Raw genomic sequence first — 19,212 nt, forward strand, 5'->3', positions numbered from 1 at the left:
GGTCGGTACGGGGCCGGTGCCGGTGCCGCCGGAGCCGGCTCCATCGCCCGCCGCGGAGGAGGCGGTGACCGCGACCACCGCGGACCGCGCGGCCGGCTTTTGTCCTCAATCGCCGGACGGGCTTGAGTTTGCCCGCCCCGGGTCGGCTTCCGCGCGCGGGTCGTCGCCGGCGGCTGCGCCTTCGGACGTGGCGCCAGGTCAGGTGCTGACCAAGACCTCAGGCACGATGCCGGGCACGGGCTCGGTGTCCGGCGCGGGGGGCCGTGGGACGTTGACGCCGGAGTCCGGCAGTCCCTCGGGCGGCGGCGAGGAGACGCTCCGTCCCCAGGGCGAGCACATGCCCGGCGTCGTGGATTCCGCCTCGCCGCCCGCCGGGCACCCGGCCGCCGTCGCCGGGCGAGGTGTTGACGGGATGGCCTACGTGTCGCCCGACGGGCCCGACGGCGTGGAGGCCGCGCTGTCCCCCGAATCCGGAGCCCCCGGCGACCCCCGCATCGATCCCGGGCTCGACACCCCGCCCGGGACCCCGCACGAGCCCCCGGGAGACGGCGACGGGGGGGCCTCGTTCTTCGGGCGGGCCCGTGAGATCAAGGCGCTGCGCGAGGACATCGAGCGCGCCGGACTCAACACGATCTCCGGCCGCAAGGAACCCCGCGCCCGCGTCCTGCTCATCGCCGGGCGCCCCGGGTCAGGACGCACCGCCCTCGCCCACGAGATCGCCCGCCGCCTCGCGGACCGCTACCCCGACGGAGTCGTACGGGCCCGGCTCACCGAGACCGGCGGCGGCGCCGTCCCCACCGAGGCCACCGCCCGCGAGATCCTCACCACGTTCGGCGTCGCAGGACCGCCCGGCGCGGGCGAGGACCAGCTGTCCGAGATGGTCCGCGAGGCCCTGGCCGTCCGGCGCGTCCTGCTGCTCCTCGACGACGCCGTCGACGCCGAGCAGGTCGACCCCCTCGTGCCCGACAACCCGGACTGCCTCGTCGTCGCCGTCGCGCAGGGCCCCCTCACCGGCATCCCCGACGTCCGGCCCTGCACCCTCGGCGGGATGGACGTGAAGGCCGCCGTCGACCTGCTGGCCCGGTACACCGGAGCTGTACGGATCACCGTCGACCCGCAGGCCGCCGAGGCCCTCGTGGAGGAGTGCGGCGGCCAGCCCGCCGCGCTCGTCCTGGCCGGCGGCTGGCTCGCCGCCCGCCCCACCGCGTCCGTCGCCGACGTGGCCGCGCAGCTGCGCGCCCTGCCCGACGATCCCGGCCGCCCCGTGGGCGACCGCCCGCTCGCCCGCGTCTTCGGGCTCGTGTACGCGACCCTCGCCCCCTCCACCGCCCGCACACTGCGCCTGCTCGCCCTCGCGCCCACCGGCATGACCGACGCGCACACCACCTCCGCGCTGGCCGGCTGCTCCGTCACGGACGCCCGTACGACCCTGGACGGCTTCGTGGCCGTCGGGATGCTGCGGCACGCCGGCGACCCGGCGGGGGAGCTGTACGAGGTGCCCGCCTGCCTCGTGCCCCTGCTGCGCGACCGCCTCGCCCACGACCGGCCCGGCGAACTCCAGCTCGCCCGCGCGCGGATGCTGGAGCGGACCGTACGGCTGCTCCAGTCCTGCCGCGCCGTCACCGAAGCCGAGGGCTCCGCGGCCCGCAGGAAACTGTCCGAACTGCCCCGGGCCCTGCGCTTCCCGAACGCCGCCGCCGCCGACGACTGGCTGCGCACCCGGCTCCCCGCGCTGATCGCCTCCGCCCGCCTCGCCGTCGCCGACGGCGAGCTGGACACCCTGGCGCGCCGACTGGTCGCCGCCCTGGTCAGGGCGCTGGCGGCGCACCGCGGCACGGAGGCCGCCGCCCCCGAGCTGTACGGGCTGCACCACCTCGTCCTCGACATCGCGCGGCGGCGCGGGCTGCACCGGGAGCAGGCCGCCGCGCTGCTCAACATCGGCGACCTCGACGCCAGGACCGGCCGTACGCATGACGCCCTGGCCCGCTACCGGGCCGCCCTCGACGCCGGACGGGCCGCGAACGACCACTACGCCACCGGCCGCGCGATGGAATCCGTAGGCGGTGCCCACCAGGACCTGGAGGACTGGCAGCGGGCCGCCGACTGGTACGGCAGGGCGCTCGCCCAGCGGATCGGCCGGGGCGAGCGGGCCGACGAGGCACGGCTGTACGGCCGTCTCGGCGCGGTCCACACCTACGCGGGCCGGTACGGCGAGGCGCTGCGCGACTGGCGCGCCGCCGCCGCGGGCCACCGCCGCCTGGGCGATCTCACCGGCCAGGCGCGGGCGTTGAGCGAGGCCGCCCGGGTACAGGAGTACGCGGGCCGCCCGTATGAGTCGCTGCGCACCTGCGAGGAGGCGGTGGGCTGGGCGCGCCTCGCCGGGGACGTACGGCTGGAGGCGGCGTTGCAGCTCAGGCTGGCCGACACCCTCGACCGGGTCGGCGACCCGACCGCCGCCCGGCTGCACCGGGCCGTCGCCGACCGGCTCCTTGGAACGGAGGAAGGCGGTTCTGCCTACGAAATCCGCAGCACCTCGGCAATGGAATAATGCTTTGCAAGGCTAGACAGGGGGAAGTCCTTCATTAGACTGGGTTCGCCGCATCCACTCGCGGCGTACCCTCCCCTGAGCCAAGGACCGTGATCGACGTGCTGGTCGGTATCCCCCGCGAGGTCAAGAACAACGAGTTCCGCGTGGCCATCACCCCCGCCGGTGTGCACGAACTGGTGCGCCACGGCCACCAGGTCGTCGTCGAGCGGGAGGCCGGCGCCGGCTCCTCGATCACGGACGGCGAGTTCACCGCCGCCGGCGCCCGGATCCTGGCCACGGCCGACGAGGTCTGGGCCGCCGCCGACCTGGTGCTGAAGGTCAAGGAGCCGATCGCCGAGGAGTACCACCGGCTGCGCAAGGACCAGACGCTCTTCACCTACCTGCACCTCGCCGCGTCCCGCTCCTGCACCGACGCCCTGCTGGACTCCGGCATCACCGCCATCGCGTACGAGACGGTCGAGACCGCGAACCGCGCCCTCCCGCTGCTCGCCCCGATGTCCGAGGTCGCGGGCCGGCTGGCGCCCCAGGTCGGCGCGTACCACCTGATGCGCTCGGCCGGCGGGCGCGGTGTCCTGCCGGGCGGCGTGCCCGGTACGGCCCCGGGCCGCGCCGTGGTCATCGGCGGCGGGGTCTCCGGGTGGAACGCCACCCAGATCGCCGTCGGCATGGGCTTCCACGTGACGCTCCTCGACCGGGACATCAACAAGCTCCGCGAGGCGGACCGGATCTTCGGCACCAAGGTCCAGACCATCGTGTCCAACACGTACGAACTGGAGCGCGCGGTCGTCGACGCGGACCTCGTCGTGGGGGCCGTTCTGATCCCCGGCGCCAAGGCGCCGAAACTGGTCACCAACGCGCTCGTCGCCCGGATGAAGCCCGGAAGTGTACTTGTCGACATTGCAATCGATCAGGGCGGCTGCTTCGAGGATTCGCACCCGACGACCCACGCCGACCCGACCTTCCGCGTCCACGACTCGGTCTTCTACTGCGTCGCCAACATGCCCGGCGCGGTGCCCAACACGTCGACCTTCGCGCTCACCAACGCCACGCTCCCGTACATCGTGGAACTGGCCGACCGGGGCTGGGCGGAGGCGCTGCGGCGCGATCCGGCGCTCGCGAAGGGACTCAACACCCACGGGGGTCAGGTGGTTTACCGCGAGGTCGCGGACGCCCATGGGCTGAATCACGCCGAATTGAGCGCGGTTCTCGGCTGACTCGTCAACACGATTCGTCAACATCGCGACACCGGCCGGATCTTGCCCCCCGAGGTCCGGCCGGCCGCGTGCCCGGGCGCGCTCGAACGCCGGGTCAACTCGCGGGGAACGTAACTCTTTAACCGATTCGCGCACCCGTGAAACGTGTGGCACCTGCTGTGGTGAGAGGCCTGTGCGCCCTTGACAGAGAGGTGTTCGGTCGCCGACACATCGGGCCGGGTCCGGCGGATTGTGTTGCTGCGGACCGGTGACACGCCATAGAGTCGCCCATCGTCGGCATGGTGCCACGCTGACCTATCGATAAGTTTCCTGGTCACGTCCAAGGAGGTAAGACGACTTGTGAATGAGTCGACATTTACTCCCGGGGGTGGTCAGCCAGGGATGCCTGCGAGGGGCGGGAGCCCGTCGTCCGGGCTGGAGGCTGTCGGCTCCGTCGCTGTCCGCACCTTCGCCACCCACCAGCACACGACAGCCCACCAGATGATGGACGGCCACCACGTGAACGCCATGGCCGGCAACGAGGGCGGGCGAGAGTCCAGCCCATTCGCCGACTACAACGAAGTGCCCGAGGGGCACTTCTACGACCCCGACGCCGAGTACGAGCCCGACCCCGAGTACGCGGCCACCCTCGCACCCGACGCTGCCCGCCAGCGCCGCGAGCGGATCGGCCCCACCGGGCGTCCCCTGCCGTACTTCCCGATCCCAGGCCCGCTGACGGACCACGGCCCCGCGACGATCATCGCGATGTGCAACCAGAAGGGCGGCGTGGGCAAGACCACGTCGACCATCAACCTGGGTGCCGCGCTCGCGGAGTACGGCCGGCGCGTCCTGCTCGTCGACTTCGACCCGCAGGGAGCCCTGTCGGTCGGTCTCGGCGTGAATCCGATGGAGCTCGACCTCACCGTCTACAACCTGCTCATGGAGCGGGGGATGGCGGCCGACGAGGTCCTCCTGAAGACGGCGGTCCCCAACATGGACCTGCTGCCGAGCAACATCGACCTCTCCGCCGCGGAAGTGCAGCTGGTGAGCGAGGTGGCGCGCGAGTCGACGCTCCAGCGGGCCCTCAAGCCCCTGCTGCCCGACTACGACTACATCGTGATCGACTGCCAGCCGTCGCTCGGTCTGCTGACCGTGAACGCGCTGACCGCCGCGCACAAGGTGATCGTCCCGCTGGAGTGCGAGTTCTTCGCGCTGCGCGGGGTGGCCCTGCTGACGGAGACCATCGAGAAGGTCCAGGAGCGGCTCAACCCCGACCTGGAGCTCGACGGCATCCTCGCCACGATGTACGACTCCCGTACGGTGCACAGCCGCGAGGTCCTCGCACGGGTTGTCGAGGCCTTCGACGAGCACGTCTACCACACGGTGATCGGGCGGACCGTGCGCTTCCCGGAGACCACGGTCGCCGGTGAACCGATCACCACGTACGCCTCGAACTCCGTGGGTGCCGCCGCGTATCGCCAGCTCGCCAGGGAGGTGCTCGCCCGGTGTCACGCCGAGTGAGTCTGCCCGGGGCCGACGAGCTGTTCCGTACGACCGGGGGCATGGCGCTCCAGTCGTCGTCGCCCGCGGAGCGGGAGCGCCGGCGCAACGCCTCCAACGGCGAGGCACGGGTGCCGAATCCGGCGGGTCCGCCGGGGGAGGGCGACCCGGCGGACGGGACGCCGCCCGGCGCGGGCTCCCCGGCCTCCCCGGCCGCGGAGGAGCACTCGGCCACCGAGCGCGACTCGGCGGAGTCGTCCCGCAGCCGTACGGGCGGGGCCGACACGGACCAGTCGGGCCCCGTGAAGAACCGGCGGCCCCAGGAGGCGCAGGGCGGCCAGCAGCGGCGCAGGGGGCGCGGCGCGAACCGCCGTCCCAGCGGCCGTGAACGGCACGACGAGAAGATCACGGTCTATGTCTCGGCCGAGGAACTGATGGACCTGGAGCACGCGCGCCTGGTGCTGCGCGGCGAGCACGGGCTCGCCGTGGACCGCGGGCGGATCGTCCGCGAGGCGGTCGCGGTGGTCCTGGCGGACCTCGAATCGCGGGGCGACGCGAGCATCCTCGTACGGCGCCTGCGCGGGCGCTGAGGATAGCCTGCCGGGGCCGCGCCACCTCCGCCCTCGCCCCCAGGACCCCGATGCCCCCGCCTCCCGACACGACCCGCCCCCCGCGCCGAGCGCTGGGCCGCGGCCCGGGAGCGACGCCGACCCCACCTGTGGAGCCCCCGCCCGAACCGGCACCGGAACCGCCCCCTCCCGCGTTGGCGGGCGACGCCCCGGAGCGCGCGCCCGTCCACCTGCCCGGTCCCGCGCAGGGCGACCAGGACCCCACCCCCTCGGACCACCCGCCGCCCGCCGAGCCGGCCGGGGCGCCGGCCCCGCCGACCGTGGCGCGGCCCACGGACGACGGGCAGGGCGTGGTGGAGGTCACAGCTTCGCCCGACGCGGGCGCGGAGGTGGTGGACGACGGCCGGTTCACCGTGCGGCTGGTCAACTTCGAGGGGCCCTTCGACCTGCTCCTCCAGTTGATCTCCAAGCACAAGATGGACGTGACCGAGGTCGCGCTCTCCAAGGTCACCGACGAGTTCATGGTGCACATCCGCGCCATGGGGCCCGACTGGGACCTCGACCAGACCACCGAGTTCCTCGTCGTCGCCGCGACGCTGCTCGATCTCAAGGCCGCCCGGCTGCTGCCCGCCGCGCAGGTGGAGGACGAGGCCGACCTCGCGCTGCTCGAAGCGCGGGACCTGCTCTTCGCGCGGCTGCTCCAGTACCGCGCGTACAAGCGCATCGCCGAGATCTTCAACGCCCGCCTCGACGACGAGAGCCGCCGCTACCCCCGTACCGTCGGACTGGAACCCCACCACGCCGAGCTGCTCCCCGAGGTGGTCATCAGCATCGGCCCCGAGGGGTTCGCGCGGCTCGCGGTCAAGGCCATGCAGCCCAAGCCGAGGCCGCAGGTGTACATCGACCACATCCACGCGCCGCTGGTCTCCGTACGGGAGCAGGCCGGCCTGGTCGTCGCGCTGCTCCGGGAGCGGGGCGAGCTGAGCTTCCAGGCCCTCACCGAGGACGCCGCCGACACCCTCACCGTCGTCGCCCGCTTCCTCGCCCTGCTGGAGCTGTACCGGGAGCGGGCCGTCGCGCTGGAGCAGGAGGAGGCCCTCGGGACCCTCATGGTGCGCTGGACCGGCGGCGACCAGGACGCGGCGCCGGCCGTGACCGACGAATTCGACCAGGAACACACGAGCGGCGAGGAGCGGGCATGAGCGAGCAGCAGCGGAGCACGGTCGCGGAGCTCGGCCTCAAGCCCGCCCTGGAGGCGGTCCTCATGGTCGTGGACGAACCCGTCTCCGAGGGGCATCTCGCCAAGATCCTCGACCGCCCCCGCCGGGCCGTCGCCGACGCCCTGCGCGAGCTGGCCGACGAGTACACCGTCCAGCGGCGGGGCTTCGAGCTGCGGACGGTCGCCGGCGGCTGGCGGTTCTACTCGCGCCCGGAGTACGCGGAGGCCGTCGAGGGCTTCGTCCTGGACGGCCAGCACGCCCGGCTGACCCAGGCCGCCCTGGAGACCCTCGCGGTGGTCGCGTACCGCCAGCCGGTGAGCAGATCGAGGGTCTCGGCCGTACGGGGAGTGAACTGTGACGGGGTCATGCGGACCCTCCTCCAGCGCGGGCTCGTCGAGGAGGCGGGCGCGGAACCCGAAACAGGTGCGATCCTGTACAGGACGACGAACTACTTTTTGGAGCGGATGGGCCTGCGCGGCCTGGACGAGCTTCCGGAGCTCGCGCCCTTCCTCCCCGAGGCGGACGCGATCGAGGCCGAGACCCTTGAAGGTGTCCCGTCGTTCGATCCGGACGCACCGTACGCCCCGGAAACTCACGCAGACGACAAGACGGAAATTTGATGCGAAGCGGTAACAGCAACAGCGGAAGCGGCAACCGGAACAGCGGGAGTGGGAGCGGGAGCGGCGCGAACCGGAACGGCGGCGGGGCCAGGAGCGGCGGCGCCGCCGGCGGCCGTGGCGGCGGCGCGGGCGGCGGCCGGAGCACCGGCGGCGCCCGTGGCGGCGGCGTCGGCCGGGACGGCAGCCGCGGCGGCAGCACCCCCCGTACCAGCGGAAGCGGCTGGAGCAGCGGTGGCGGCGGCCGGGACGGCGGCGCGGGCCGCGGCGCCAGGGACGACCGGGGCCGCGACGACCGCGCGCGGGACGACCGCCCCAGGGACGACCGCGCCCCCGGCGCCGGCCGCGACGAGGAGCAGAAGCGCCTGTCCCGCCCCCGCCCCGAGGAGCGCCGGTACGACGTCGGCCGCTCCGGGGCCACCGGCGGCGCCGGCGCCACGGGCGCCCCGCGCGGTGCCCGTGGCGCGGCGGCGCGCGGCGGCGCCAAGGGCGGCCCCAAGCCCTCCCAGACCCCTCCGCGCGCCCGCAGGGGCCCCGGCGGCCAGGCCCGCCCCCGTGAGCTGGACGCGAAGATCGAGCAGCGCAACCGCGACCGGTACGCGGACAAGCCCGAGATCAGGACGCCCCGCACGAACCCGGGCGCCGAGCAGGAGGGCGAGCGCCTCCAGAAGGTCCTCGCCCGCGCCGGCATGGGTTCGCGCCGCGCCTGCGAGGAGCTGATCGAGCAGTCGCGTGTCGAGGTCAACGGCGAGATCGTCCTCGAACAGGGCAAGCGCGTGGACGTGGACCGCGACGAGATCAAGGTCGACGGGCTGACCGTCGCCACCCAGTCGCACCTCTTCTTCGCGCTGAACAAGCCCGCCGGTGTGGTCTCCACGATGGAGGACCCGGACGGCCGCCAGTCCCTCGGCGACTACGTCACCAACCGCGAGACCCGCCTCTTCCACGTCGGCCGGCTCGACACGGAGACCGAGGGCATCATCCTGCTCACCAACCACGGTGAGCTGGCCCACCGCCTCACCCACCCCCGGTACGGCGTGAAGAAGATCTACCTCGCCGCCATCCAGGGCCCGCTCCCGCGCGACCTGGGCAAGCGGCTCAAGGACGGCATCCTGCTGGAGGACGGCTACGCGAAGGCCGACCACTTCCGGGTCGTCGAGAACACCGGCAAGAACTACCTGGTCGAGGTCACCCTCCACGAGGGCCGCAAGCACATCGTCCGCCGCATGCTCGCCGAGGCCGGCTTCCCGGTCGACCGGCTCGTCCGGACGTCCTTCGGCCCGATCCCGCTGGGCGACCAGAAGTCCGGCTGGCTGCGCCGCCTCACCAACACGGAGGTCGGCATGTTGATGAAGGAAGTGGGGCTGTAAGCGGTCGAAGTGGGGCTGTGAGCAGCCCCTGGGGCGCCTGACCTGCCCCGGGTCCTTTGGGACCCGCCTCCGTGCCCCCGTACGGAAGAACGACGGAAGAAAAGCCCGCGGCCGCCCCGGCCGCGGGCTTTTTCCCTTGTGGGGCACGCCTGTTCGCCTTTATAGTCAACATGACCATTAAGGAGGCGGGCGTGAGTCTCGCGTACATCCTCGATCCCTTGCAGCGACCCCTGGTGACCGTGCTGGACACCCCGGTGAGCTGGACCGAGGTGCTCGGCTTCGGCAGCGGTGCGCTCTGCGTGTGGCTCGTCGCCCGTCAGCACGTGGCCAATTGGCCGGTCGGCATCGCCAACAACCTGTTCTTCGTCGTGCTGTTCCTCCAAACGGGCCTCTACGCCGACATGGCGTTGCAGGCCGTCTTCATCACCCTCGCCGCGTACGGCTGGTGGATCTGGACCCACGGGGGTGGCCCGGACTCACCCACGCTCGCGGTGCGGCGTACGACCCGCACCGAATGGGGCGTGCTCTGCGCGGCGGGGGTGGTGGGGACACTCGGCCTGACGTTCCTGCTCGGCCGCGCCACCGACTCGACCGTGCCCTTCTGGGACGCGCTCACCACGTCCCTCTCGCTGATGGCGACCTACGGGCAGTGCCGCAAGCTGCTGGAGTCGTGGTGGCTGTGGATCGCGGCGGACGTCGTCTACATCCCGCTCTACGCCCACAAGGACCTCTACCTGACCTCGCTGCTGTACGTCGGCTTCCTGGCCCTGTGCGTCGCCGGACTGCGCAACTGGTCCCGGGACGCGGCCCGTTCACCGGACCGCCGCCCCCTGGTGGTGAGCGCCGGATGAGCGGGTACGGACACGGCCTGGTGCTCGGCAAGTTCTATCCGCCGCACGCGGGCCACCACCATCTCGTACGGACCGCGCGCGACCGCTGCGCGGACCTCACCGTGCTCGTCTGCGCGTCCTCCGCGGAGTCGCTGTCCCTCGCCGACCGGGTCGCGTGGATGCGCGAAGTCCACCCGGACGTACGGGTGGTGGGCGCCGTCGACGACACCCCGATGGACGTGAACGACCCGGCCGTCTGGGACGCGCACATGGCCGTCTTCCGGGCGGCGGTGCCCGGCCGGGTGGACGTGGTCTTCACCTCCGAGGCGTACGGGGAGGAGCTGGGCCGGCGGTTCGGCGCCGCATCCGTGTGCGTCGACCCCGGCCGTACGGTCTTCCCCGTCTCCGGGACGGCCGTGCGCGAGGACCCGGCCGCCTGCTGGGACTTCCTGGAGCCGCCCGTACGGGCCGCGCTCGCCCGCCGGGTCGTGGTGCTCGGGGCCGAGTCCACCGGCACCACCACGCTCGCCCGCGCCCTCGCCGCGCACTACCGCGCGCGGGGCGGGGTGTGGGCGCGGACCGGCTGCGTACCGGAGTACGGCCGGGAGTTCAGCGAGCGCAGACTCGCCGCGCTGCGGGCGCGGGAGCCCCGGGCGCGGTGGGAGGACGTCGAATTCACCACGGACGACTTCCCGTTGATCGCCCGGCGGCAGGACGAGGCCGAGGAGAGCGCGGCGCGGGCCGGGTCGCCGGTGCTGTTCTGCGACACGGACGCGTTCGCCACCACCGTCTGGCACGAGCGGTACGTGGGCGGCCGCAACCCGCTCGTCGAGGAGATCGCCGGCCGGACGCGACGCCACCTGTGGCTGCTCACCGGACACGAGGACGTGCCGTTCGAGGACGACGGGCTGCGGGACGGCGAGGAGCTGCGCCCGTGGATGACCGACCGGTTCCGCGCCGAACTGACGCGTACCGGACGGGACTTCATCGAGCTGACCGGACCGCACGAGAAGCGGCTCGACACGGCGGTGGCGGCGGTGGACGCGCTGCTCGACGGGGGCCGGCACTTCGCGCCGCCGCTGCCGGAGCGACGATGAACACGCCCCGCGTCCCCGACGGGTACGACCCCTCCGCCTTCACGCCGTTCGCGGTCACCGTCGATCTCGCCGTCTTCACCGTCCGCCACCACCACCTCCACGTCCTGCTCGTGGAGCGCGGCCTGGAGCCCTACCTGGGCGCCTGGGCGCTGCCCGGCGGGTTCGTCCTGCCCAGGGAGTCCGCCGGGCAGGCCGCCCGCCGCGAACTCGCCGAGGAGACAGGGCTGTCGGAGCACACCGCGGGCGCGCTCCACCTGGAGCAGCTGCGGACCTACAGCGACCCCGACCGCGACCCGAGGATGCGGGTCGTGTCCGTGGCGTACGCGGCGCTCGTCCCCGATCTGCCCGAGCCGCGCGGCGGCGGCGACGCGGCGCTCGCGCGGTGGACGGACCTGTCACAGGTCCTGCGGCCGGGCCCCCCGCGTGGCGCCGGGCCGTCGCCCACCGACCCGCCGGCCTCCCCGTCGCCCGCCCCCGGGGGCCTCGTACCGCTCGCCTTCGACCACGGCGACATCGTCGCCGACGCCTACGACCGGATCGGCGCCAAGCTCGAATACAGCTGTCTCGCCACGGCGTTCTGCCCGCCGGAGTTCACGCTCGGGGAGCTGCGGCAGGTGTACGAGACCGTCTGGGGCGTGGAGCTGGACGGCCCCAACTTCCGGCGCAAGGTTCTCGCGACCCCGGGCTTCGTCCAGGCGGTCGACGGGCCCCCGCGCCGCACCGGCGGCCGGGGGAAACCCGCCGCGCTGTACCGCGCGGGCGCCGCCACCACTCTGCATCCACCTCTCCTGCGACCGGAAGGACGGACCGCGTGATCTCCACCAGGATCCTCACCAAACAAGCCGCCACAGGATCGCTGACCGGGCTCGCGATCGGCGACGCCCTCGGCTTCCCGACCGAGTTCAACGACGTACCGTCCATCCTCGCCAAGTGCGGCCCCTGGCGGGAGATGGACCTGCCGAGGCCGGCGATCGTCACCGACGACACCCAGATGACCCTCGCCCTCGCCCGGGGCATACGCACCGCGACGGACCGCGGTGTCCTCGGCCCGCTGCGCCTCGTGCGGCCGGTGCGCGAGGAGTTCGTCGACTGGTACCACTCGCCGGACAACAACCGCGCCCCCGGCCGTACGTGCATGAAGGCCTGCATGCTCCTCGACAGCGACCGGCCCTGGCAGGCGGCGAGCCAGACCGGCTCGAAGGGCTGCGGGGCGAACATGAGGGTCGCGCCGGTCGGCCTCGTCCCCTTCCTCAGCGACGAACAGCGTTCGGGGGCCGCCCAGTTGCAGGCGGCCCTCACCCACGGCCACCCCACCGCGCTCGCCGCGTCCGACCTCACGGCGCGGGCGGTGTACCTGATGGCGCGGGGCGGCGAGCCGACGGGACTGATCGGCCAGCTGCGTTCGTACGCGTACGAGAACCGCGGCCGCTACCGCCACCAGTGGCTCGGCGACCTGTGGATGTACGCGCAGGACCCCAGCCCGGAGCACTTCGCCGAACGCGGCTGGGACGAGTGCCTGACGGCCCTGGAACGCGTCCAGGACGCTCTGCGCGCTCCCTCCCCGGAGACCGACCCCTGTCTGGCCACCGGAGACGGCTGGGTCGCCGAGGAGGCCCTCGCCACCGCGCTGCTCTGCTTCCTGCTCTTCCCGGAGGACCCGGTCACCGCGGTCCGCAGAGCCGCCTGCACCCGCGGCGACTCCGACTCGATCGCCTGCCTGACAGGAGCCTTCGCGGGCGCCCACCTCGGCGCGGGCGCCTGGCCCAAGGAATGGGCCGAACGCATCGAGTACCGCAGTGACCTGCTGTCCCTGGGAGCGCTCTGGGACGCTTGACCCATGCACGCACACACGACCACGCGCGGCGCGACCCCACGGGACAGCTCCCCGCGGCGCACCCCGTCCGAGCACCACCTCCGCGAGGCCGGCCTGCCGGTCACCGATCTCGCCCCCGTCCTCGCGGAGGAGACCGACCCCCTGCTGTTCGCCACGGTGTCGGGGGCGCACCTCTACGGATTCCCCTCCCGCGACTCCGACATCGACCTGCGCGGTGTCCATGTCCTGCCGGTGGAGGCGCTCATAGGACTGGACGAACCGGACGAGACCCGGACCCGGATGTGGGTCAGGGACGGGGTGGAGATGGACCTCGTCACCCACGATCTGCGCAAGTTCGCCCGGCTGATGCTGCGGCGCAACGGCTACGTCCTGGAGCAGCTCCTGTCGCCCCTGGTCGTGCACACCACCGACGCCCACGCCCAACTTGCCTCGCTGGTCCCCGGCCTTCTGACCGCCCATCACGCCCATCACTACGCGGGGTTCGCGACCACGCAGTGGCGGCTCTTCGAGCGGACGGGGGAGTTGAAGCCGCTGCTCTACACCTTCCGTGCCCTGCTGACCGGGGTCCGCCTGATGCGCGGCGGCGGGATCGAGGCCCATCTGCCCACGCTGCTAGGCGAGGTGGCCGCGCCGGCGTACCTGCCGGACCTGATCGCCGCGAAGGCCGAGGCCGAACACGGCACGGACGGCGTCCCGGCCCGGGACCGGCTGGAGAAGGACGTGGAAGCGCTCCGTACGGTCCTGGAGGACGCCAGGGCGGGCACCTCGCTACCCGAGACGGCCGGGGCCGCCGCCCGTGACGCGCTGCACGCCCTTGTCGTCCGGGTGCGGCTCGGGGCGTAGTGCCGACGCGCGGCGGGTGCGGATCAGGAAGTCCTCTATCCGGGCGTGGTCGGGTTCCGGCGGGAGGGGGGAGTGCGCCGCCGCGTCGTCCGCCTCCGCCGCCAGGCGGGTCATCCGGCGTTCGACCTCCGGCCAGGGCACCTCGCCCCGCTTGACCGCGAGCAGGGGGTCGCGGTCCGTGCCGACGTCGAGGACCAGGCGGCCCGTACGGAGGAGGTCACCGCAGAGCGCGAGGAGCCGCAGCAGGTGCATGGCGTGTTTCCAGCGCGGGACGCCGTGCTGTCGGACGTCCGCCTCCAGCTTCCCGCGCTGGCCCACCGCGTACCGTACGAAGGTCGCGTGGGTCTGCCGGGAGAGGAACGCCCCGCGCAGGGAGAGCAGTTCGCGGCCGGTGTCGTCCAGGCGCTCGACCAGCGGCGAGTGCAGGCACTCCAGCACATTGGGGTTGGCGCGCAGCGCCAGCGCGCAGAAGCGCTCCAGCTCCCAGGAGAACTGCTCCTCGGCCGGGCCCTCGACATGCGTCGGCGGCTTCTCGAAGCCCCAGAACAGCGCGGTCGGCGCCAGGAACACCCCGCGCACGTCGGTGTCGCTGCCCTCCGTCGCCAGGCCGAACGCCCGCGATCCCATCACGCAGGAGTAGACGGTGTGGTCACGTACGAGAGCGTCGGGCGTGAGGCGCGTGAGGCGCGGGAGGGGAGCGTCGGGCGTCATGCGCGAGAAGGGTACGGGACCCCTCCGCGCATCCCGCGAGACGCCCGCCTCGGCCACCCTCCACCGCCCGGTTTAACCTGGAAGTCGCATTCGGTCACTGAGGAGGACGCCGTGGCGGTACGAGCGGTACGGGGCGCCGTCCAGCTGGAGCGGGACGAGTCGGAGCACATGGGCGACCAGGTCACGCAGTTGCTCACGGCGATGCTGGAGCGCAACGCGATCGCCCACGACGACCTGATCAGCATCTGGTTCACCGCCACCCCCGACCTGCACAGCGACTTCCCGGCCGCCGCGGCCCGGGGGCTCGGTATCGTCGACGTGCCCCTCATATGTGCCCAGGAGCTGGACATCGCCGGCGCCATGCCGCGCGTCGTCCGCATACTGGCCCATATCGAGTCCGACCTCCCCCGCTCCCGGATCGCGCACGTCTACCTCGGCGCCGCGGCAGCCCTTCGCAAGGACATCGCCCAGTGAGAACCGCCGTTGTCATCGGAACCGGCCTGATCGGCACCTCCGCGGCCCTCGTCCTCGCCTCGCGCGGGGTCACCGTGCACCTGACCGACCACGACACCACCAGGTCCCGTACGGCCGCGGCCCTCGGCGCGGGCACCGACCGGGCGCCCGACGGGCCCGTCGACCTCGCCCTCGTCGCCGTACCGCCCGCGCACGTGGCCGCCACCCTCGCCGAGGCGATGCGCGGCGGGATCGCCCGCGGCTACCTCGACGTGGCCAGCGTCAAGGGCGGCCCCCGGCGCGAGCTGGAGGCGCTCGGTCTTGACCTCAGCGCGTACCTCGGCACGCATCCCATGGCCGGCAAGGAGCGCTCGGGCCCGCTGGCCGCGACCGCCGACCTGTTCGAGGGCCGCCCCTGGGTGCTGACCCCGACCCGGGACACCGACACCGAGGTGCTCAACCTCGCCCTGGAGCTGGTCGCGCTCTGCCGCGCCGTCCCGGTGGTCATGGACGCCGACGCCCACGACCGGGCGGTCGCCCTCGTCTCGCACACCCCCCAGCTGATCTCGTCCATGGTGGCCGCCCGGCTCGCGGACGCCGACGAGACGGCCGTACGCCTCTGCGGCCAGGGAATCCGCGACGTGACCCGTATCGCCGCCTCCGACCCCGCGATGTGGGTCGACATCCTCAGCGCCAACCCCGGCCCCGTCGCGGACGTGCTGGCCGGGATCGCCGCCGACCTCGACGAGACCGTCGGGGCGCTGCGGTCGCTCCAGTCCGCCGACGAGGACAAGCGCCGCGAGGGCGCGGCCGGGGTCGAGGACGTCCTGCGCCGGGGCAACGCGGGCCGGGTCAGGGTGCCGGGCAAGCACGGCACCGCCCCCGCCGCCTACGAGGTCGTGGCGGTGCTGATCAGCGACAAGCCGGGCGAGCTGGCCCGTATCTTCGCGGACGCCGGCCGGGCCGGGGTCAACGTGGAGGACGTCAGGATCGAGCACGCGACCGGCCAGCAGGCGGGCCGGGTGCAGCTGATGGTGGAGCCCTCGGCGGCCCCGCTGCTCACCGAGGCCCTGCGGGAACGCGGCTGGTCGATCCGGCAGTAGTACGGCCTGGTCGATCCGCCGGCAGGACGGGCCGTGGGCCGGGTGGAGTACGGCCCGGGGCCGGGCGGTGGACGCCGTCCCGCGGGGGCCGCCGCCGAACGAGTGCATTTGTGGTGCCGAGTACTCGGTAACCTTGTACGAGGGCGTATCGACGTCCCGCGTGCCCGCACGCCGCTCCCACCCGTGAACCAGGAAGGTGTCCGCCTCCGTGGAAACCGCAGCATCCGTCGCCCGGACCGCCCCGGCCGCTGTGATCGTCGCCATCGACGGGCCCTCCGGCACGGGCAAGTCGAGCACGTCCAAGTCCGTGGCCTCCCACCTCGGGCTCAGCTACCTGGACACCGGGGCCCAGTACCGGGCCATGACCTGGTGGATGATCAACAACGGCATCGACGTCTCCGACGCCGTCGCCGTCGCGGACGCCGCGGGCAAGCCCGTGATCGTGTCCGGTACGGACCCGGCCGCCCCGACGATCACCGTCGACGGCGAGGACGCCTCGGGCCCGATCCGTACGCAGGACGTCACCGCCAAGGTGAGCGCGGTCAGCGCGGTCCCTGAGGTACGGTCCGTCGTCACCGCGCTCCAGCGCGCCATCGCCGCCGCGGCCACGAAGGGCATCGTGGTCGAGGGCCGTGACATCGGTACGACCGTGCTGCCGGACGCCGACGTCAAGATCTTCCTCACCGCCTCCCCGGAGGCCCGCGCGGCCCGCCGCAGCGGTGAGCTGAAGGGCAGGGAGGCGGTCGACGTCTCCGTCACCAGGGAAGCGCTGATCAGGCGGGACACGGCCGACTCCAGCCGGAAGACGTCCCCGCTCGCGAAGGCGGCCGACGCGGTCGAGGTGGACACCACGGAGCTGAGCCTCCAGCAGGTCGTCGAGTGCGTCGTGACCCTGGTCGAGGAGAAGCGGGCCGTCAGGTGAGCGCCCCGCCCGCACCGGGCGCACGTCCCGCGAACCGGTCGGGCAGGGCCCCGTCCGAGGCGGGCGCCGCCGTGGGCAGGGGCATCGGCACGGTCCTGATGTACGGCCTGTGGAAGCCGCGGGTCCTGGGCGCCTGGCGGGTCCCCGCGCGGGGCCCGGCGATCCTCGCCGTCAACCACTCGCACAACGTCGACGGTCCGATGCTGATGGGCACCGCGCCCCGCGCGGTGCACTTCCTGATCAAGAAGGAAGCGTTCGTCGGCCCGCTGGACCCGTTCCTGCGGGGCATCGGGCAGGTGAAGGTGGACCGCACGGTCGCCGACCGGGCCGCGATCACCGACGCGCTGGACGTGCTCGCCAACGGCGGGGTGCTCGGGATATTTCCCGAGGGCACCAGAGGTGAGGGCGATTTTGCGTCTCTGCGCGCCGGGCTCGCCTATTTCGCCGTACGGTCGGGAGCACCGATCGTGCCGGTGGCGGTCCTGGGAAGCACGGAGAGCCGGGGACGGTTGATACGGGCACTGCCCCCGCTCCGCAGCCGGGTCGACGTCGTCTTCGGCGACGCCTTCGCGGCGGGTGACGGCAGCGGCAGGCGGACCCGCAAGGCGCTGGACGAGGCCACCGTACGGATCCAGGAGCGGCTGACCGCCCACCTGGCGGACGCCAGGCGGCTGACCGGACGCCAGGCGTCCGGACCGCTGTAGGAGCGTAAGAGCGCGCGAGTCATTTCAGTAGTGCGCCGCATGCTGCGGCGCACCGATCACGATGGATGAACGAGGTACGGACTTCATGAACGACCAGATCGACTCCGGGGAAGCGAACGGAGAGCTTGGCGACGCCGAGTACGCGGAGTTCATGGAGATCGCCGCACACGAGGGCTTCGACCCCGAGGAGGTGGAGGGTGCGATCGGTGAGGCCGGTCACGGCCCCCTGCCGATCCTCGCCGTCGTCGGACGCCCGAATGTCGGCAAGTCGACCCTCGTGAACCGCATCATCGGCCGCCGTGAGGCGGTGGTCGAGGACAAGCCGGGGGTCACCCGCGACCGGGTGACCTACGAGGCCGAGTGGGCGGGCCGCCGTTTCAAGATCGTCGACACCGGCGGCTGGGAGCAGGACGTCCTCGGCATCGACGCCTCCGTCGCGGCCCAGGCCGAGTACGCCATCGAGGCCGCCGACGCGGTGGTCTTCGTGGTGGACTCCACGGTCGGCGCCACCGACACCGACGAGGCCGTCGTACGGCTGCTGCGCAAGGCGGGCAAGCCCGTCGTGCTCTGCGCCAACAAGGTCGACGGGCTGAGCGGCGAGGCCGACGCGACCGCGCTGTGGTCCCTCGGGCTCGGCGAACCCCACCCCGTCTCCTCCCTGCACGGCCGCGGTACGGGCGACATGCTCGACGCGGTCCTCGAAGCGCTGCCGGACGCCCCGGCCCAGACCTTCGGGCTCGCCCTCGGCGGCCCCCGCCGCATCGCCCTCATCGGCCGCCCGAATGTCGGCAAGTCGTCCTTGCTGAACCGGGTCGCCAAGGAGGACCGGGTCGTCGTCAACGAGGTCGCGGGCACCACCCGTGACCCGGTGGACGAGCTGATCGAGCTGGGCGGCACGGTCTGGAAGTTCATCGACACCGCCGGCATCCGCCGCCGCGTCCACCTCCAGGCGGGCGCCGACTACTACGCGTCCCTGCGTACCGCCGCCGCCGTCGAGAAGGCCGAGGTCGCGGTCATCCTGATCGACACGACCGAGTCGATCAGCGTCCAGGACCAGCGCATCGTCACGATGGCCGTCGAGGCGGGCCGCGCCATCGTCATCGCGTACAACAAGTGGGACACCCTGGACGAGGACCGCCGCTACTACCTCGAACGGGAGATCGAGACCGAGCTGGCGCAGGTCGCGTGGGCGCCCCGGGTGAACGTCTCGGCCCTCACCGGCCGGCACATGGAGAAGCTGGTCCCCGCCATCGAGACGGCGCTGGCCGGCTGGGAGACCCGGATCCCGACGGGACGCCTGAACGCGTTCCTCGGTGAGCTGGTCGCCGGGCACCCGCACCCGGTCCGTGGCGGCAAGCAGCCCCGGATCCTGTTCGGGACGCAGGCCGGCGCGAAGCCGCCGCGCTTCGTGCTCTTCGCCTCCGGCTTCATCGAGGCGGGCTACCGCCGCTTCGTGGAGCGCCGCCTGCGCGAGGAGTTCGGCTTCGCGGGCACGCCGATCCACATCTCCGTACGGGTGCGCGAGAAGCGCGGCCGCAAGAAGTAGCCCGGCCCAGGGCACGGGAAAGCCGGAAGCTGTGGGGTGGGGGGGGGGGGGGGGGGGCGCGCGCCCCCCCCCCCCCCCGCCGGTTGGGTTTGGGGGGCCGGGGTTGGGGGGGGCCCCGCCCCCGGGGGCCCGCCCCGGCCCCCGGGGGGGGC

18 protein-coding genes are annotated in these 19,212 nt (G+C 73.1%); 17 read left to right on the forward strand and 1 reads right to left on the reverse strand.

Translation table 11 applies throughout. The features are described 5' to 3' along the window. Nucleotides 1–412 precede the first annotated feature (412 nt). The 12 genes from ACIO1C_RS31945 (at nt 413) to ACIO1C_RS32000 (ending at nt 13,621) form a co-directional block, all read left to right on the forward strand. On the forward strand, nt 413–2,548 hold the full coding sequence (locus tag ACIO1C_RS31945; RefSeq protein WP_401870447.1) for a tetratricopeptide repeat protein: 2,136 nt from the start codon (nt 413–415) through the stop codon (nt 2,546–2,548). 98 nt (nt 2,549–2,646) lie between these two features. Continuing rightward, the gene (gene ald / locus ACIO1C_RS31950; protein WP_161309025.1) at nt 2,647–3,762 is read left to right on the forward strand and encodes an alanine dehydrogenase; all 1,116 of its coding nucleotides are present in this window, start codon (nt 2,647–2,649) and stop codon (nt 3,760–3,762) included. Between the two features lie 381 nt (nt 3,763–4,143). After that, nucleotides 4,144–5,262: a ParA family protein gene (locus tag ACIO1C_RS31955; RefSeq protein WP_161309024.1), complete on the forward strand. Its 1,119-nt coding sequence runs from the start codon at nt 4,144–4,146 to the stop codon at nt 5,260–5,262. After that, the gene (locus ACIO1C_RS31960; protein ID WP_401870149.1) at nt 5,247–5,831 is read left to right on the forward strand and encodes a hypothetical protein; all 585 of its coding nucleotides are present in this window, start codon (nt 5,247–5,249) and stop codon (nt 5,829–5,831) included. Before ACIO1C_RS31955 ends, ACIO1C_RS31960 begins: the two co-directional genes overlap by 16 nt. A gap of 50 nt (nt 5,832–5,881) precedes the next feature. Then, entirely contained in the window at nt 5,882–7,012 is a 1,131-nt protein-coding gene (locus ACIO1C_RS31965; RefSeq protein ID WP_401870152.1) for a segregation and condensation protein A, read from the forward strand. Continuing rightward, nucleotides 7,009–7,650 (forward strand): SMC-Scp complex subunit ScpB, encoded by a 642-nt coding sequence (gene scpB, locus ACIO1C_RS31970; protein WP_401870155.1) that lies wholly within the window; start codon nt 7,009–7,011, stop codon nt 7,648–7,650. The genes ACIO1C_RS31965 and scpB overlap by 4 nt, the downstream gene beginning before the upstream one ends. Next, nucleotides 7,650–9,017 carry a pseudouridine synthase gene (locus tag ACIO1C_RS31975; protein ID WP_401870158.1) on the forward strand — a complete coding sequence of 456 codons (1,368 nt, stop codon included), beginning with the start codon at nt 7,650–7,652 and terminating at the stop codon, nt 9,015–9,017. The genes scpB and ACIO1C_RS31975 overlap by 1 nt, the downstream gene beginning before the upstream one ends. Nucleotides 9,018–9,208: 191 nt before the next feature. Further along, complete coding sequence (gene pnuC, locus ACIO1C_RS31980; protein ID WP_401870161.1) at nt 9,209–9,868, forward strand: nicotinamide riboside transporter PnuC; 660 nt, start codon at nt 9,209–9,211, stop codon at nt 9,866–9,868. After that, nucleotides 9,865–10,944 (forward strand): AAA family ATPase, encoded by a 1,080-nt coding sequence (locus ACIO1C_RS31985; RefSeq protein ID WP_401870164.1) that lies wholly within the window; start codon nt 9,865–9,867, stop codon nt 10,942–10,944. The genes pnuC and ACIO1C_RS31985 overlap by 4 nt, the downstream gene beginning before the upstream one ends. After that, complete coding sequence (locus ACIO1C_RS31990; RefSeq protein ID WP_401870166.1) at nt 10,941–11,759, forward strand: NUDIX hydrolase; 819 nt, start codon at nt 10,941–10,943, stop codon at nt 11,757–11,759. Before ACIO1C_RS31985 ends, ACIO1C_RS31990 begins: the two co-directional genes overlap by 4 nt. After that, on the forward strand, nt 11,756–12,778 hold the full coding sequence (locus ACIO1C_RS31995; protein ID WP_401870169.1) for an ADP-ribosylglycohydrolase family protein: 1,023 nt from the start codon (nt 11,756–11,758) through the stop codon (nt 12,776–12,778). Before ACIO1C_RS31990 ends, ACIO1C_RS31995 begins: the two co-directional genes overlap by 4 nt. 3 nt (nt 12,779–12,781) lie before the next feature. Then, complete coding sequence (locus ACIO1C_RS32000) at nt 12,782–13,621, forward strand: DNA polymerase beta superfamily protein (RefSeq protein WP_401870171.1); 840 nt, start codon at nt 12,782–12,784, stop codon at nt 13,619–13,621. On the opposite strand, the gene ACIO1C_RS32005 is transcribed toward ACIO1C_RS32000, so the two are convergent. Further along, on the reverse strand, nt 13,547–14,332 hold the full coding sequence (locus ACIO1C_RS32005; RefSeq protein ID WP_401870174.1) for a DNA polymerase beta superfamily protein: 786 nt from the start codon (nt 14,330–14,332) through the stop codon (nt 13,547–13,549). The two genes, ACIO1C_RS32000 and ACIO1C_RS32005, sit on opposite strands and share 75 nt — an antisense overlap. Before the next feature lie 111 nt (nt 14,333–14,443). Between ACIO1C_RS32005 and aroH the strand changes: the two genes are divergently transcribed. From aroH to der, 5 genes are all read left to right on the forward strand, one after another. After that, nucleotides 14,444–14,806 carry a chorismate mutase gene (gene aroH, locus ACIO1C_RS32010; protein ID WP_401870177.1) on the forward strand — a complete coding sequence of 121 codons (363 nt, stop codon included), beginning with the start codon at nt 14,444–14,446 and terminating at the stop codon, nt 14,804–14,806. Beyond that, complete coding sequence (locus tag ACIO1C_RS32015; RefSeq protein WP_401870180.1) at nt 14,803–15,888, forward strand: prephenate dehydrogenase; 1,086 nt, start codon at nt 14,803–14,805, stop codon at nt 15,886–15,888. Before aroH ends, ACIO1C_RS32015 begins: the two co-directional genes overlap by 4 nt. A gap of 196 nt (nt 15,889–16,084) precedes the next feature. Next, nucleotides 16,085–16,810, forward strand: a complete 726-nt coding sequence (gene cmk, locus ACIO1C_RS32020) for a (d)CMP kinase (protein WP_401870183.1) — start codon at nt 16,085–16,087, stop codon at nt 16,808–16,810. Further along, complete coding sequence (locus ACIO1C_RS32025) at nt 16,768–17,514, forward strand: lysophospholipid acyltransferase family protein (RefSeq protein WP_401870186.1); 747 nt, start codon at nt 16,768–16,770, stop codon at nt 17,512–17,514. Before cmk ends, ACIO1C_RS32025 begins: the two co-directional genes overlap by 43 nt. A gap of 85 nt (nt 17,515–17,599) precedes the next feature. Next, complete coding sequence (der, locus tag ACIO1C_RS32030; RefSeq protein ID WP_401870188.1) at nt 17,600–19,060, forward strand: ribosome biogenesis GTPase Der; 1,461 nt, start codon at nt 17,600–17,602, stop codon at nt 19,058–19,060. The last annotated feature ends 152 nt before the right edge of the window (nt 19,061–19,212 follow it).

It is taken from the genome of Streptomyces sp. NPDC087420, assembly GCF_044744165.1.
Classification (GTDB): Bacteria; Actinomycetota; Actinomycetes; order Streptomycetales; family Streptomycetaceae; genus Streptomyces.

Excerpts from the sequence above, each read along its gene's own strand:
- ACIO1C_RS31945 (WP_401870447.1), top strand. The coding sequence starts at position 413 with ATGGCCTACGTGTCGCCCGACGGGCCCGACGGCGTGGAGGCCGCGCTG.
- ACIO1C_RS31955 (WP_161309024.1), top strand. The coding sequence starts at position 4,144 with ATGCCTGCGAGGGGCGGGAGCCCGTCGTCCGGGCTGGAGGCTGTCGGC.
- ACIO1C_RS31965 (WP_401870152.1), top strand. The coding sequence starts at position 5,882 with ATGCCCCCGCCTCCCGACACGACCCGCCCCCCGCGCCGAGCGCTGGGC.
- scpB (WP_401870155.1), top strand. The coding sequence starts at position 7,009 with ATGAGCGAGCAGCAGCGGAGCACGGTCGCGGAGCTCGGCCTCAAGCCC.
- ACIO1C_RS31975 (WP_401870158.1), top strand. The coding sequence starts at position 7,650 with ATGCGAAGCGGTAACAGCAACAGCGGAAGCGGCAACCGGAACAGCGGG.
- ACIO1C_RS31985 (WP_401870164.1), top strand. The coding sequence starts at position 9,865 with ATGAGCGGGTACGGACACGGCCTGGTGCTCGGCAAGTTCTATCCGCCG.
- ACIO1C_RS31990 (WP_401870166.1), top strand. The coding sequence starts at position 10,941 with ATGAACACGCCCCGCGTCCCCGACGGGTACGACCCCTCCGCCTTCACG.
- ACIO1C_RS32000 (WP_401870171.1), top strand. The coding sequence starts at position 12,782 with ATGCACGCACACACGACCACGCGCGGCGCGACCCCACGGGACAGCTCC.
- ACIO1C_RS32005 (WP_401870174.1), bottom strand. The coding sequence starts at position 14,332 with ATGACGCCCGACGCTCCCCTCCCGCGCCTCACGCGCCTCACGCCCGAC.
- der (WP_401870188.1), top strand. The coding sequence starts at position 17,600 with ATGAACGACCAGATCGACTCCGGGGAAGCGAACGGAGAGCTTGGCGAC.